Source organism: Wohlfahrtiimonas sp. G9077 (assembly GCF_002252155.1).
In the GTDB taxonomy this organism is placed as follows: Bacteria; Pseudomonadota; Gammaproteobacteria; order Cardiobacteriales; family Wohlfahrtiimonadaceae; genus Wohlfahrtiimonas.
This window is the reverse complement of record NZ_NEFD01000002.1, coordinates 56253-71867: the sequence shown is the minus strand read 5'-3', so window position 1 is coordinate 71867 and position 15615 is coordinate 56253. Positions and strand designations below refer to the sequence as shown.

General features: G+C 43.5%; 12 protein-coding genes and 1 tRNA gene. All 13 read right to left on the bottom strand.

Annotated features, from left to right (window positions below; genetic code table 11):
- Nucleotides 1–14: 14 nt before the first annotated feature.
- The 13 genes from B9T20_RS03595 to tuf all read right to left on the bottom strand — a co-directional run bounded on the left by B9T20_RS03595 (nt 15) and on the right by tuf (nt 15606).
- Nucleotides 15–755, bottom strand: a complete 741-nt coding sequence (locus B9T20_RS03595; RefSeq protein WP_094489858.1) for a ThiF family adenylyltransferase — start codon at nt 753–755, stop codon at nt 15–17.
- A gap of 62 nt (nt 756–817) precedes the next feature.
- Entirely contained in the window at nt 818–1936 is a 1119-nt protein-coding gene (locus B9T20_RS03590; protein WP_018122845.1) for a PilT/PilU family type 4a pilus ATPase, read from the bottom strand.
- Nucleotides 1937–1971: 35 nt separating this feature from the next.
- Entirely contained in the window at nt 1972–2403 is a 432-nt protein-coding gene (nusB, locus tag B9T20_RS03585) for a transcription antitermination factor NusB (RefSeq protein ID WP_094489857.1), read from the bottom strand.
- Between the two features lie 69 nt (nt 2404–2472).
- Nucleotides 2473–6630, bottom strand: coding sequence for a DNA-directed RNA polymerase subunit beta' (gene rpoC / locus B9T20_RS03580; protein ID WP_094489856.1), 4158 nt, complete (start codon nt 6628–6630; stop codon nt 2473–2475).
- A 50-nt stretch (nt 6631–6680) separates the two neighbouring features.
- Nucleotides 6681–10802 carry a DNA-directed RNA polymerase subunit beta gene (rpoB, locus tag B9T20_RS03575; RefSeq protein WP_199415220.1) on the bottom strand — a complete coding sequence of 1374 codons (4122 nt, stop codon included), beginning with the start codon at nt 10800–10802 and terminating at the stop codon, nt 6681–6683.
- A gap of 215 nt (nt 10803–11017) precedes the next feature.
- Nucleotides 11018–11386 carry a 50S ribosomal protein L7/L12 gene (rplL, locus tag B9T20_RS03570; protein WP_008315629.1) on the bottom strand — a complete coding sequence of 123 codons (369 nt, stop codon included), beginning with the start codon at nt 11384–11386 and terminating at the stop codon, nt 11018–11020.
- Between the two features lie 57 nt (nt 11387–11443).
- The gene (rplJ, locus tag B9T20_RS03565) at nt 11444–11947 is read right to left on the bottom strand and encodes a 50S ribosomal protein L10 (protein ID WP_094489854.1); all 504 of its coding nucleotides are present in this window, start codon (nt 11945–11947) and stop codon (nt 11444–11446) included.
- 146 nt (nt 11948–12093) lie between these two features.
- Nucleotides 12094–12786, bottom strand: a complete 693-nt coding sequence (gene rplA, locus B9T20_RS03560; protein WP_008315631.1) for a 50S ribosomal protein L1 — start codon at nt 12784–12786, stop codon at nt 12094–12096.
- Nucleotides 12786–13217, bottom strand: coding sequence for a 50S ribosomal protein L11 (rplK, locus tag B9T20_RS03555; protein ID WP_008315632.1), 432 nt, complete (start codon nt 13215–13217; stop codon nt 12786–12788). Before rplK ends, rplA begins: the two co-directional genes overlap by 1 nt.
- A 105-nt stretch (nt 13218–13322) precedes the next feature.
- The gene (gene nusG, locus B9T20_RS03550) at nt 13323–13850 is read right to left on the bottom strand and encodes a transcription termination/antitermination protein NusG (protein WP_008315633.1); all 528 of its coding nucleotides are present in this window, start codon (nt 13848–13850) and stop codon (nt 13323–13325) included.
- A gap of 2 nt (nt 13851–13852) precedes the next feature.
- Nucleotides 13853–14245 (bottom strand): preprotein translocase subunit SecE, encoded by a 393-nt coding sequence (gene secE / locus B9T20_RS03545; protein WP_008315634.1) that lies wholly within the window; start codon nt 14243–14245, stop codon nt 13853–13855.
- A gap of 82 nt (nt 14246–14327) precedes the next feature.
- A tRNA-Trp gene (locus tag B9T20_RS03540) sits at nt 14328–14403 on the bottom strand.
- A 12-nt stretch (nt 14404–14415) separates the two neighbouring features.
- Nucleotides 14416–15606 carry an elongation factor Tu gene (tuf, locus tag B9T20_RS03535; protein WP_094489853.1) on the bottom strand — a complete coding sequence of 397 codons (1191 nt, stop codon included), beginning with the start codon at nt 15604–15606 and terminating at the stop codon, nt 14416–14418.
- Nucleotides 15607–15615: the final 9 nt, after the last annotated feature.

Here is a 15615-nt window from a genome sequence, read left to right as displayed (position 1 = left end):
TTGATCAGGTTTTTTTATGCCTTTAATAATTTATTGATGACGTAACCGGCCATCATCATGCCCATTGTGGCTGTCATCGTCACAATCGATCCGTAACCGGCACAATTTAAACCGCCGCTGCCTTTGTGACTGCCTTGCATATTTTCTGTGGAAAACACCACAGGCACACCAAATTTTGCGCCATTTTTACCAAGACCATGTTGCTTTTTAAGGTTCGCCTTTAAGCTGGCACACAAAGGATCATGATAGGTTTTCGAGAGATCATCAATCATAAACGATTGGGCATCGATTTTACCGCCCGCAGCCCCGCTGACAATGATCTTCAATTTGTGGCGTTTTGCCCAAGCAATGAGAGATGCTTTGACCTTCACGCTGTCAATGGCATCGACAATCCATGTATGCTCTGCCGTCAAATGACCAAGCAGTTGCGCCATATTCTCTTCAGATAAAAAATCATCGATCAATGTCACCTGACAGTGAGGATTGATCTCCAAAATGCGCGCGGCCATCACGCCAATTTTTGACTCGCCAAGGGTTGAACTCATCGCTGGCAATTGTCGATTGATGTTGCTTTCTGCCACCACATCTAAATCAATCAACGTCAAATGCCCAATGCCAGAACGCGCCAAAGCTTCCACGCACCAAGAGCCGACACCGCCCACACCAATGACCACCACATGGCATTTGGCCAATTGTGCCATCGCATCGGTTTGATATAAACGATCTAATCCTGAAAAACGACGCTCTAAATCCACGGTTAAATTGTCCCCATAAAAAAAGCACTAACTCAATTAGTGCTTTGATTCATTAATTTGCACTAATACTGTTTTAACTCAAACTTCGCCTCGCCGCGAATGTCATCGCGCGTCACCGCTCGATTTTCACCCATACGAATGCGAAGAGAAACGTTATTTTTCGAATCAGCGTTGTTGATCGCCTCTTCAGCTGAGATCAACCCCTCACGATACAACTCATACAATGCCTGATCAAAAGTACGCATGCCCGTTGTACCGCCATTTTCCATGGCCTCTGGCACAGTGTCTAACTTCCCTTTCATGATGAGCTCTTGCACATAAGGCGTATTGAGCATCACTTCAACGGCGGGCACCAATTTGCCATCTAAACCTTTCACTAAGCGCTGAGAAACAATCGCTTTAATGTTTAACGACAGATCCACCAATAACTGCGCGCGGGCAGATTCAGGGAAAAAGTTCACAATACGGTCAAGCGCGCCCACAGCATTGTTCGCATGCAAGGTGGTTAAACATAAGTGACCGGTGATGGAGAAGTTGATCACCGCTTTCATGATCTCAGTGCTGCGCACTTCCCCCACTAAAATCACATCAGGCGCTTCACGCATCGCAGATTGCAACGCATTTTCGTAGCTATGGGTATCTAAGCCCACTTCACGCTGCCCAATGATGGATTTTTTGTGTTGATACACAAATTCAATCGGATCTTCCACCGTTAAGATGTGCCCGGGTGAATGAGACGCACGATAATCAATCATGGAGGCTAAGCTTGTGGATTTACCACTACCGGTTGAACCCACCACCAACACCAAACCGCGTTTTTCCATGATGATCTGTTTAAAGACCTCAGGCACACGCAGATCTTCCATTTTCGGAATCACAGATTTGATGTAACGAATCACCATGCCATATTCGCCGCGCTGCTTGAAGATATTGACACGAAAACGTGACCCATCTTCTAACTTAATGGCAAAGTTCAACTCTAATTGATGTACAAACTCTTCAGCTTGTGCCTCACTGAGCAGACCAAAAATGGCTGCTTTAACCGTTTCAGCCGACAACACATCACGGCTTAACGGGTGCACCACTCCACTGAGTTTGACGCACACTGGGGCATTCGGATACATAAATAAATCCGAACCATTCTTTTGCACCATAAAGCGCAGAAAAGGCGAAATATCCATGATTACTCTCTCATCTCTTATGTTGTTATGATCGATTAATGATAATCGATTCTCACTTTTTCAGCGACTTTATCTAAGATGCCATTGATGAATTTATAGCTTTGGTTTGCACCAAATTTTTTCGCTAAATTCACCGATTCATTGATCACCACTTTGTAAGGAATTTCAGGGTGCTCTAACAATTCAAAGCCGCCTAACCATAACACCGCGCGCTCGACTAAATCTAATTGCTCAATCGGGCGATCAAGCAATGGCGTGATGAGCTCATTCACTTGGCCTTGTGTGCGAATGGATCCACGCAACAAGTTAGAGAATGCTTCTGTATTTGCTTTGATAAATTCAGGGTTTTCCGCAAAGCCACGCTCGATTTGATCAACCTGCGTTTGAGAGACTTGCCATTCATATAAGCCTTGTAATGCAAAGCGTCTTGCCCACATCATGCGCTCAAATTCACGTTTATTTGACATACTATTTCCTCATAAACAATAAAAGCATCTATGAATAGATGCTTTTATTAAACATTATTAATTTAAGAATTACTCTGCACTGATGAAGAGTTCGGTGCCTTCATGTTCGCGTTCTTTCTCTAAGCGACGCTCATCATGATAGGCTAAACCTGTACCAGCAGGGATCAAACGACCCACAATAACGTTCTCTTTCAAGCCACGTAATTCATCACGTAAACCACGAACAGATGCTTCTGTCAATACGCGCGTGGTTTCTTGGAACGATGCCGCTGAAATGAAGCTTTCAGTCGCAAGCGATGCTTTTGTGATACCCAATAAAACAGGTTCATAAGTCGCAGGCACTTTGCCTTCTTTCATCAAGCGTGCATTTTCACGAAGCAATTGAGTTTTCTCAACTTGTTCACCTTTGATGAACTCAGAATCATTCGCTTCCACGATTTCCACTTTACGAAGCATTTGACGCACGATCACTTCAATGTGTTTATCAGAGATCTTAACACCTTGTAAGCGGTAAACGTCTTGGATTTCTTTCACTAAGTACGCTGCTAACTCTTTCACACCTAAGAGGCGTAAAATGTCGTGCGAACTCATTTCACCATCCACAATGATTTCACCTTTCTCAACGCTTTCACCTTCGAATACGTTGATGTGACGCCATTTAGGAATCAATGCTTCATACGTTTGACCTTCACGATCTGTGATGATTAAACGCTGTTTACCTTTGGTTTCCTTACCAAAGCTCACGATACCAGAGATTTCTGCAAGGATTGCAGCTTCTTTTGGACGACGTGCTTCAAATAAATCGGCAACGCGTGGCAAACCACCCGTGATGTCGCGTGTTTTTGAAGATTCTTGTGGAATACGTGCTAATACGTCACCTAATGATACTGGCGCATTGTCAGACAAGGAGATGATCGCACCGGCTGGCAATGTGTAGATGGCAGCGATGTCTGTACCTGGCAATGTTAATGGATCACCATTGGCATCCACAATATGAATCGCAGGACGTTTATCCTTACCTGAAGAACCACGAGATTTAGAATCTAACACGATCAAGTGCGTTAAACCTGTGATCTCATCCGTTTGTTTCTGAACGTTGATGCCTTCATCGAAGTCTTCAAATTTCGCAAAACCAGTCACCTCAACGATGACAGGGTAAGTATGCGGATCCCATGTGGCAACGATGTCACCCACGTTCACTTGCTCGCCTTCACCCACAGACAAGATGGCACCATATGGCACTTTATAGCGTTCACGGTTACGGCCGAATTCATCCGTGATGATGATTTCACCAGAACGTGACGTTGATACCAATTGGTTGTCCTTGTTCTTCACAGTTTTCATTTTCACAAGTTTGAGCAAACCTTTGGTTTTCACTTGTACGCTTGAAACTGCTGCTGTACTAGATGCTGTACCACCGATGTGGAACGTACGCATTGTTAACTGTGTACCCGGTTCACCGATCGATTGTGCTGCGATAACGCCCACTGATTCACCAGGATTGACCAAGTGACCACGGCCAAGATCGCGACCATAACATTTCGCACACAAGCCATGTAAGTTTTCACATGTGATGGCTGAGCGAACGATCATTTCATCCACACCTTTTTCATCGAGGATTTCAGCGGCGGCTTCATCGATCAATGTACCTGCAGGGAATAATACTTCATCGCTGCCCGGAATGAATACATCTTGTGCTGTCACTAAACCTAATACGCGCTCACTTAAACGCTCGATCACATCACCGCCTTCAACGGTTGGTGTCATGAGTAAGCCGTCAGTTGTGCCACAATCTTCATTGATGACCACTAAGTCTTGAGCAACGTCTACTAAACGACGCGTTAAGTAACCTGAGTTCGCTGTTTTCAACGCCGTATCCGCCAAACCTTTACGAGCACCATGCGTTGATACGAAGTATTGAAGAACGTCTAGACCTTCGCGGAAGTTTGCTGTGATTGGTGTTTCGATGATCGAACCATCTGGTTTTGCCATCAAACCACGCATACCCGCTAACTGACGAATCTGTGCGGCACTACCACGAGCACCGGAGTCGGCCATCATAAAAATTGAGTTGAATGAATCTTCTAAGATTTCATTGCCATTCTCATCGATGTGACGATCTTTACTCAAGTTTTTCATCATCACTTTGGCCACTTCTTCGTTCGTACGAGACCAAATATCGATGACTTTGTTGTAACGCTCACCGTTTGTCACCAAACCTTGTGCGTATTGTTCTTGAACTTCTTTCACTTCAGCTTCTGCTGCATGAATGATGCCCGCTTTTTCCGCAGGAATCACCATGTCTTCATAACCTACAGAAGAACCAGAGCGCATCGCGTAGTAGAAGCCTGTGTACATCAAGCGATCGGCAAAGATCACAGTGTCTTTCAAGCCTAAACGACGATAGGATTGGTTGATCAAGTTAGAGATCGCTTTTTTCGTCAAGGCACGATCAATGAACGCAAATGGGAAACCTTTTGGCAAGATGTCAGACAACAACACACGGCCCACAGTGGTTTCTACACGGCGTAATACTTCGCCTTCTTTCATGTCTTCGAACATGTGCGCAGGTAAACGCACTTGAATGCGCGCATGTACGCCCACTTCTTTGTTCAAATAGGCACGAAGCACTTCGGCGTAATCAGCGAAGATCATGCCTTCACCTTTCGCACGTGCACGATCACGCGTCATGTAGTACAAGCCTAAAACAACGTCCTGAGATGGAACGATGATTGGCTCACCATTTGCAGGAGACAAGATGTTGTTTGAAGACATCATCAATGCACGCGCTTCTAATTGAGCTTCGATGGACAATGGTACGTGTACCGCCATTTGGTCACCATCGAAGTCGGCGTTGAACGCGGTACATACGAGTGGATGCAACTGAATCGCTTTACCTTCAATCAAGATTGGTTCAAACGCTTGAATACCCAATCTATGCAATGTCGGTGCACGGTTCAATAATACTGGATGCTCAGAGATGACCTCTTCTAAAACGTCCCAAACTTCAGGCGCTTCACGCTCAACCATTTTCTTCGCTGCTTTGATTTTCACAGCGATGCCGCGAGAGATCAATTTAGAGAAAATGAATGGTTTGAAGAGCTCTAAAGCCATTTTCTTCGGTAAACCACATTGGTGCAAACGCAATGTTGGACCAACCACGATAACCGAACGACCAGAGTAGTCAACACGCTTACCTAACAAGTTCTGACGGAAACGACCTTGTTTACCTTTGATCATGTCTGCTAAGGATTTCAATGGACGCTTGTTTGTACCAGTGATCGCGCGACCGCGACGACCGTTGTCTAACAATGAATCCACAGCTTCTTGCAACATACGTTTTTCGTTACGTACGATGATGTCAGGTGCGCTTAACTCTAACAAACGTCTTAAACGGTTGTTACGGTTAATGACGCGACGATACAAGTCATTTAAGTCAGACGTTGCAAAGCGACCGCCATCAAGTGCAACCAATGGACGTAAATCAGGTGGTAACACAGGCAATACTGTGAGGATCATCCACTCTGGTTTGTTGCCAGATTGAATGAAAGATTCGATCAATTTTAAACGCTTAGATAAACGTTTAAATTTCGTCTCAGAACCTGTTTCTGCCAATTCTTCACGTAAACGTGATACTTCTTGTTCTAAATCAAGGGCTCTTAACAACTCTAAAATGGCTTCTGCACCCATTTTAGCGTCGAATTCATCACCGTGTTCTTCGATGATGTCTAAGTATTCTTCATCCGTTAAGATTTGACCTTGTTCTAAAGGTGTCATCCCAGGATCGGTCACAACGAAAGATTCAAAATAGAGGATCTTTTCGATGTCACGCAATGTCATGTCTAATAACAAACCGATGCGGCTTGGCAATGATTTCAAATACCAAATGTGTGCCACAGGTGATGCCAACTCGATGTGACCCATGCGCTCACGACGCACTTTGGCCACAGTCACTTCAACGCCACACTTTTCACACACAACGCCACGGTGTTTCAAACGCTTATACTTACCGCATAAGCATTCATAATCCTTCACTGGCCCGAAGATACGAGCACAGAACAGACCATCACGTTCTGGTCTGAATGTACGGTAGTTGATGGTCTCTGGCTTTTTAACTTCACCAAATGACCATGAACGGATCATTTCAGGAGACGCTAAGCCGATTTTGATCGCATCAAAGTTCTTAACATTGTCCGAATTTTTAAATAAATTCATTAAATCTTTCATTGTTCAATAGTTCCTATGTTTAGAGAGAAGTAGTTGTTAGTAATCGACAATTACTCACCATCTAACTCTACATTGATACCAAGAGAACGGATCTCTTTCACGAGAACGTTGAATGATTCTGGCATTCCTGTATCCATTCGATGCTCTCCATTCACAATACTCTTATAAACTTCCGTACGACCCACAACGTCATCCGACTTCACTGTCAACATTTCTTGAAGTGTATAGGATGCACCATAAGCTTCAAGTGCCCACACCTCCATCTCACCGAAACGCTGACCACCGAATTGTGCTTTACCACCCAATGGTTGTTGCGTCACTAATGAGTAAGGACCTGTCGAACGCGCATGCATTTTGTCATCCACTAAGTGGTTCAATTTGAGCATGTACATGTAACCGATGGTTACAGGACGGTCAAATGCATCACCTGTGCGACCATCGTAAAGCGTGATTTGACCAGATTCTGGTAAATCTGCTAAACGAAGCATGCGACGCATCTCTTCTTCTGATGCACCATCAAATACTGGCGTTGCCATTGGCACACCTTTCTTCAAGTTGTGACACAACTCTAAGAACTCATCGTCAGAGAATTCAGCTAAATCCACTTTTTGTGCACTGTCATCTTTGTTATAGATTTCATCCACAAAATTACGCAGATCACTCATTGCTGATTTTTCTTCCAACATGCGTTGAATTTTGTTACCTAAACCTTTTGCTGCCCAACCTAAATGGGTTTCCAAAATCTGACCGATGTTCATACGTGATGGAACGCCGAGCGGGTTCAAACAGATGTCCACAGGGGTACCATCTTCCATGTATGGCATGTCTTCTTCAGGAACGATCATGGACACAACACCTTTGTTACCATGTCGGCCGGCCATTTTATCACCTGGTTGGATGCGACGTTTAACGGCTAAGTAAACTTTAACCATTTTCAATACGCCTGGCGCTAATTCATCGCTTTGCGTTAATTTTTCGCGTTTTTCTTCAAACTGCTGATCAAACTCTTTACGTTGTTGTGACAACAATTCTTTCAACTGTGCTAAATCATTGGCAGCATCTTCTTCTTTCAATGCTAAGTTCAACCAATCTTCACGATCTAAACTCATTAAGTAGTCTTCTGTGAAGTTTGCACCGGCTTTGAAACCTTTGTTGCCAGATGCGGCAGCATTGGCCATCAATAAGCGCTGTGCACGGTCAAATAAGTCATCTTCCAAGATGCGCAATTGATCGTTCAAATCTTTACGGATGCGTTTTAATTCAGCCGCTTCGATTTCACGTGTACGGCTATCTTTTTCGATGCCATCACGCGTGAACACGCGAACGTCAATCACGGTACCATCCATACCTGTTGGTACACGTAAAGACGTATCTTTCACATCAGAGGCTTTATCACCAAAGATTGCGCGCAATAATTTTTCTTCAGGGGTCAATTGTGTTTCACCTTTTGGCGATACTTTACCCACTAAGATGTCACCGGCTTTCACTTCAGCACCAATGAATGCCATACCCGCTTCATCTAATTTTGTTAATGCAGCTTCTGATACGTTTGGAATGTCAGAGGTGATCTCTTCAGGTCCTAACTTCGTATCACGTGCCACACATGTTAGTTCTTCAATGTGGATGGTTGTGAAACGATCTTCACGCACCACACGCTCAGAAATTAAGATGGAGTCTTCGTAGTTATAACCATTCCATGGCATGAACGCCACTAAGATGTTTTGACCCAATGCCAACTCACCTAAGTCAGTGGAAGGACCATCGGCCATCACGTCTTTTGCAGATACGCGATCACCCACACGCACCAATGTACGTTGGTTGATACATGTACTTTGGTTAGAACGCATGTATTTGGTTAAGTTATAAATGTCAACACCCGCTTCACCTGGCTTGGTTTCGTCTTCGTTCACACGAACAACGATGCGCGTTGCATCCACATAATCCACAATACCACCACGTTTAGCAACGATACACACACCAGAGTCACGTGCCACTGTGCTTTCAATCCCTGTACCCACTAAAGGTTTGTCTGAACGCAAAGTTGGAACGGCTTGTCGTTGCATGTTCGATCCCATCAAGGCACGGTTAGCATCGTCGTGCTCAAGGAATGGAATCAAGGCTGCAGCAACCGATACGATTTGGCGAGGTGATACGTCCATGTATTGGATTTGATCACGCGTTAAAAGGATGAATTCACCGTTAACGTGAGAAGCAATTAAATCATCTCTGAATTCGCCGTTTTCAGTCAAACGTGCGTTCGCCTGAGCGATACCGAATTCCATCTCTTCATAAGCAGATAAGTATTCGATTTCATTGGTCACGCGGCCATCGATCACTTTACGATAAGGCGTTTCTAAGAAGCCATATTCGTTGGTGCGCGCATAACATGCCAATGAGTTGATCAAACCGATGTTTGGACCTTCAGGTGTTTCGATTGGGCACACACGACCATAGTGAGTGGTGTGAACGTCTCGAACTTCGAAGCCTGCGCGTTCGCGCGTCAAACCACCAGGACCTAATGCAGAGATACGACGTTTATGCGTAATTTCTGACAATGGGTTGTTCTGATCCATGAACTGAGACAACTGAGAAGAACCAAAGAATTCTTTCATAGCCGCTGCCACAGGCTTGGCATTGATGAGTTCGTGTGGTGTTAAGCCTTCTGCTTCTGCAAGCAATAAGCGCTCTTTTACAGCACGCTCGATGCGCACTAAACCGATACGAAATACGTTTTCAGCCATTTCGCCCACACAACGCACACGACGGTTACCTAAGTGATCCACGTCATCGACATTGCCATTACCGTTACGAATGTCCACCAATGTTTTGATCACATCGATGATGTCTTGGTTAGATAATGTGCCTTCGCCCACATCCGTACCGCGATTTAAACGGCGGTTAAACTTCATGCGACCAACGGCAGATAAGTCATAACGATCAATGTCAAAGAACAAGCTGTGGAACAATGTTTCTGCCACTTCTTTCGCAGGTGGTTCACCAGGACGCATCATGCGATAGATTTCGACTTGTGCTTCTAATTGAGTTTTCGTCAAGTCTGCACGCAACGTATCAGAGATGTAAGAACCACGATCCACGTCGTTGGTATACAATACATTGATGCGTTTAATGTTTTTCTGTGCTAAACGTTCAACAATTAAGTCATACGTCAATACTTCGTTCGCAAGCAACAATACTTCGCCTGTATCTTCATCAAAGATGTCTTCAGCGATCACTTTGCCAATTAAGTATTCAACAGGTACTTCTAATTTTTCAACGCCCGCTTTGGTCAATTCACGGATGTGTTTTGCTGTGATACGGCGGCCACGTTCAGCGATTAACTGATCATTCACCACAATATCAAAGGCAGCGATTTCACCACGTAAACGATCTGCGATTAATTCTAAGTAAATTTTGCCATCTTCGAAGAGGAATGTATTTTTATCGAAGAAAGTATCTAAGATTTCTGTATCGCTCAAGCCTAATGCGCGTAGCAATACAGTTGCGTGTAATTTACGACGACGGTCAATACGTACGTACAATAAATCTTTCACGTCAAATTCAAAGTCTAACCAAGAGCCACGGTAAGGAATCACACGTGCTGAGAATAATAATTTGCCTGAAGAGTGGCTTTTACCTTTGTCATGATCAAAAAATACACCCGGAGAACGGTGCAACTGAGATACGACAACGCGCTCAGTCCCGTTGATGACGAATGTACCATTTTCAGTCATGAGGGGTAACTCACCTAAATACACACCACCACGGCCAAAACGGTCGATGGCTGCTTCGCGAACTTCTTTGATCGCGTTTGTATCAGCATCAGAAATGCGTAAGCGCATACCCACACGTAAAGGCGCAGAATACGTTACACCACGTAACTGACACTCACGCACATCAAATTCAGGCTCACCTAAGTGATAATCCATGTACTCAAGGCTCAAAGTGTAGCCAGGAGACGTTGGCGTTTTTGCCTTCGTTGTTGTGATGGGGAAAATAGATTCAAAGGCAGCTTGTAAGCCTTGGTTTTTACGCTTCTTACGATTTTCACCTTGTTGTAGGAAGTTTTCGTATGAATCTAATTGAATCGATAAAAGATATGGGACGTCTAAAACGCTCGATTGCTTCCCAAAATCTTTACGGATACGCTTTTTTTCTGTAAAAGAATACATTATCAAATCCTCAAGGCTTACTTAGTTAAAAGGCAAACTAGAAAAAGAAAATCATTGACCATAATCCACTTTTTCTAGCTTACAGATCAACAAGCTACTAAAGGCCAGTGGTTCACCACTAGCCTTTGGTTAAAAATTATATCTAAATATAGATCTTCAAATTACAAATTTCCTAAACAGGTGGACTGAATAATTCAGCTCGTTCAAAGAAATTGTAATTATTTCAATTCAACTGTTGCACCAGCTTCTTCAAGTTGTTTCTTAACTTCTTCAGCTTCAGCTTTTTCAACGCCTTCTTTAACAGTTGCAGGTACGCCTTCAACCATTGCTTTCGCTTCACCTAAGCCTAAGCCAGTGATTGCGCGAACAACTTTGATTACGTTTACTTTGTTAGAACCAAAGCTTGTCATTACAACGTCAAAGTCAGTTTTTTCTTCAGCAGCAGCAGCGCCAGCAGCAGGACCAGCCGCTACAGCAACAGCAGCAGTTACGCCGAATTTTTCTTCGATTGCAGAGATCAATTCCATGATTTCAGCAGTTTTCATTTCTTCAATTGCATTTAAAATATCATCTTTAGAAACAGACATTTTAGACTCCTAAAAAATTTATAAATAATCTTCTATATAAAACAAATAGCGTTAAGCTTAAGCCGCTTCTTTCTGATCGCGAACTGCTGCCAAAGTTGCTGCCAATTTTTGTACAGGCGCTTTGAGCACAGCCAAGAACATAGAGATGGCTTGGTCTTTTGTTGGTAGTGAAGCGATGCGTTCTAATTCGCTGCCTTCATAGAGGGCACCATCATGAACGATTGCTTTAACAGCCATTTTCTCATTAGCTTTGTCTTTCAAGAATTCGTGAATTGCACGAACGCCTGAAACTGGATCTTCTTCATCCATAGAGAATGCAAGAATAATCGGGCCAACAAGATGATCATTAATGCTTTCAAAATTGCTATTTGCTAACGCACGCTTAGCTAAGCTGTTTTTTACAACGCGTAAGTATACATCACCTTGACGAGCTTTTTCACGTAAAGCTGTCAATTGAGATACTGTCAAACCACGGTATTCAGCTGCAACTAATGAATGCGCACGACTTGCAATTTCAGAAACTTCAGCAACAACTGCTTGTTTCTCTTGTAAAGTTAACATACGTCACCATAAGTAGTTATTAAACATCCCTTTTTCAAGGGGCCTTACGGATCACTATAGTTAGGTCACCGTCTACGTAGAATATTAAGCCTTGCGGCCTCTACGGTCTCAGACACTTCCCGCCTAAGCGGGAAGTTCTAATCTGATTAGATTGACGCTACGTCAACCAATAAGCCTGGACCCATCGTTGAAGATACAGTCACACGCTTCAAATAGATACCTTTCGCTGAAGAAGGCTTCAAACGATTCACTTCAGTGATCAATGCTTTTAAGTTTTCTTGCAATTTAGCTGCGTCGAAATCTACTTTACCGATTGAGCAATGGATGATACCGTTTTTGTCAGTTCTGAAACGAACTTGACCAGATTTAGCATTGTTCACAGCGCCAGCAACATCAGGTGTTACTGTACCCACTTTAGGGTTAGGCATTAAACCACGTGGGCCCAATACTTGACCCAATTGACCTACAATGCGCATTGCATCAGGAGATGCGATCACAACGTCAAAGTCTAAGTTACCTGCTTTGATGCTTTCTGCTAAATCTTCAAAGCCCACAACGTCAGCGCCAGCTGCTTTAGCTGCTTCTGCGTTTGCGCCTTGTGCGAATACTGCAACGCGTACAGTTTTACCTGTACCGTTTGGCATTACTGTTGCACCGCGGACAACTTGATCACTTTTACGTGGATCAACGCCTAAGTTCAACGCAACGTCTACTGATTCTAAGAATTTTGCACGTGGAATTTCAGACAATAATTTGAACGCTTCGTCTGCAGAATAGATTTTCTGTGCATCAACCATTTCGTTGATTGCTTTTGCGCGTTTAGTTAATTGCTTAGCCATTATAGACCCTCCACTTCAATACCCATTGAGCGAGCACTACCTGCTAATGTGCGTACTTTCGCTTCCATTGTTGCACCAGAAAGGTCAGCGCCTTTAGTTTCAGCGATTTCTTCTAATTGCTGACGAGTCACTTTACCCACTTTCTTAGTGTTAGGGTTTGAGCTACCAGATTTTAAACCTGCAGCTTTTTTCAACAAGTATGCCGCTGGTGGGGTTTTCTTGATGAAAGTGAATGAACGGTCGTTGTAAACTGTGATTACAACTGGCAATGGCATGCCAACTTCCATTTGCTGAGTTTCAGCATTGAAAGCTTTACAGAATTCCATGATGTTTACACCGTGTTGACCCAATGCTGGACCAATTGGTGGCGCAGGGTTAGCTTTACCAGCTGGAACCTGCAATTTGATATAAGCCGTTACTTTCTTGGCCATGATTATCTCCTAAAAATGGGTTAGCGCAAAAAATTTGCTCCCCAATAACAAAAGGTTTGAAATTATACATAATATAATCCCAAACCACAATAGATATTTTATGAATTAGCTTTTTTCAACTTGGAAAAATTCTAATTCCACTGGCGTTGCACGACCAAAGATCATCACAGATACGATCAAGCGACCTTTATCTGCCAAGACTTCTTCCACAACACCATTGAATTCTGCAAATGGACCATCCGTCACACGAACAGATTCACCCACTTCAAACAATACTTTTAATTTAGGACCTTCTTCAGCCTCTGCCATTCTGTTGAGAATGTGGCTGGCTTCTTTTTCAGTGATGGGCATTGGACGATCGCCTGTGCCACCAATGAAACCGATCACTTTTGGCGTATTTTTCACCAAATGCCATGTATCATCGTTCATATCCATTTGAACCAATACATAACCTGGGAAGAATTTACGCTCACTTTTACGTTTTTTACCGTCGCGAACATCGACCACTTCTTCTGAAGGAACAATGATTTCGCCAAAAAACTCATCCAAACCTGCACGAGCAACGTATTCCTTCAGCGCTTTCATTACCTGATTTTCATAACCAGAGTAAGCCTGAATAACATACCAACGCATGATTAACCCCCAAAGCGCGCTAACAAGAATGACACGATTCCACCTAAAATCCAGTCGGATAGGAGTAAGAAAATCAAGAAAAGCGCCATCACAACTAAAACCATCAATGTCATCTTTTTGGTCTCATCCCAGCTTGGCCATACAACACGACGAAGCTCAATGCGAGACTCTTTAAAGAATAGGATCAAATTCTTCCCGGTCACTGATGTTAAAAAAGTTGCTAAAAAAAGTACGACGCCAGCACCTAATGACACAAAGGCCAATGCCAACTTCGTATCCATCAAGTAATAGTATCCAAAAATGCCAGCCAATAACAGAATGACAGACAACCATACCTGCAACTTGCCTTTCTCAGCCTTTTCCTTGGCCACAACCTGATTTTCTTTTTTACTCATAGTCATTTCTCGGAAACAAATTACCCATTATACATATTTTTCTCAAATTAAAAAAGCAGCGTAGTGCTGCTTTCTTAAATGATGGCGGGCTGGGAAGGACTCGAACCCTCAACTTACGGTTTTGGAAACCGTTGCTCTACCAATTGAACTACCAACCCTTAATCTTTTTCTTACGCGATGATCTTAGCTACAACACCAGCACCAACAGTACGGCCACCTTCGCGAATTGCGAAACGTAAACCTTCATCCATTGCGATTGGGTTGATCAACTCAACAACCATCTTGATGTTGTCACCAGGCATAACCATTTCTACGCCTTCTGGTAATTCAACAGCACCAGTTACGTCAGTTGTACGGAAGTAGAACTGTGGACGGTAACCTTTGAAGAATGGAGTATGACGACCGCCTTCATCTTTAGACAATACGTATACTTCAGCTTCGAATTTAGTGTGAGGTTTGATTGAACCTGGTTTTGCTAATACTTGACCACGTTGTACTTCTTCACGTTTTGTACCACGTAAAAGAACACCCACGTTATCACCAGCTTGACCTTGATCCAATAATTTACGGAACATTTCAACACCAGTACAAGTTGTTTTCATTGTTGGTGTAATACCAACGATTTCCAACTCTTCACCCACTTTAACGATACCAGCTTCGATACGGCCAGTTACAACTGTACCGCGACCAGAGATGGAGAATACGTCTTCGATAGGCATGATGAATGGCTTATCGATATCACGTTGTGGTTCTGGGATGTAAGTATCTAATGCTTCTACTAATTTAATGATTGCAGGTACGCCGATTTCTGATTCATCGCCTTCTAAAGCTTTCAATGCAGAACCAACGATGATTGGAGTATCATCACCTGGGAAATCATAAGTGCTCAATAAGTCGCGAACTTCCATTTCAACCAATTCGATCAACTCAGCATCATCAACCATGTCTGCTTTGTTCAAGAATACAACGATGTAAGGTACACCTACTTGACGAGACAATAAGATGTGTTCGCGCGTTTGTGGCATAGGACCATCCGCTGCAGAACATACTAAGATAGCGCCGTCCATTTGGGCAGCACCTGTGATCATGTTTTTAACATAGTCGGCATGTCCTGGGCAGTCAACGTGCGCGTAGTGACGACCTTCTGATTCGTACTCAACGTGAGAAGTAGAGATCGTGATACCACGTGCTCTTTCTTCTGGAGCCTTGTCGATTTGGTCATAAGCTTGAGAAGCGCCACCGAAACGGTCAGCACCTACTTTAGTCAACGCAGCTGTTAAGGTTGTTTTACCGTGATCAACGTGACCAATTGTACCCACGTTTACGTGTGGTTTACTACGACTAAATTTTTCCTTTGACATACTCAAATC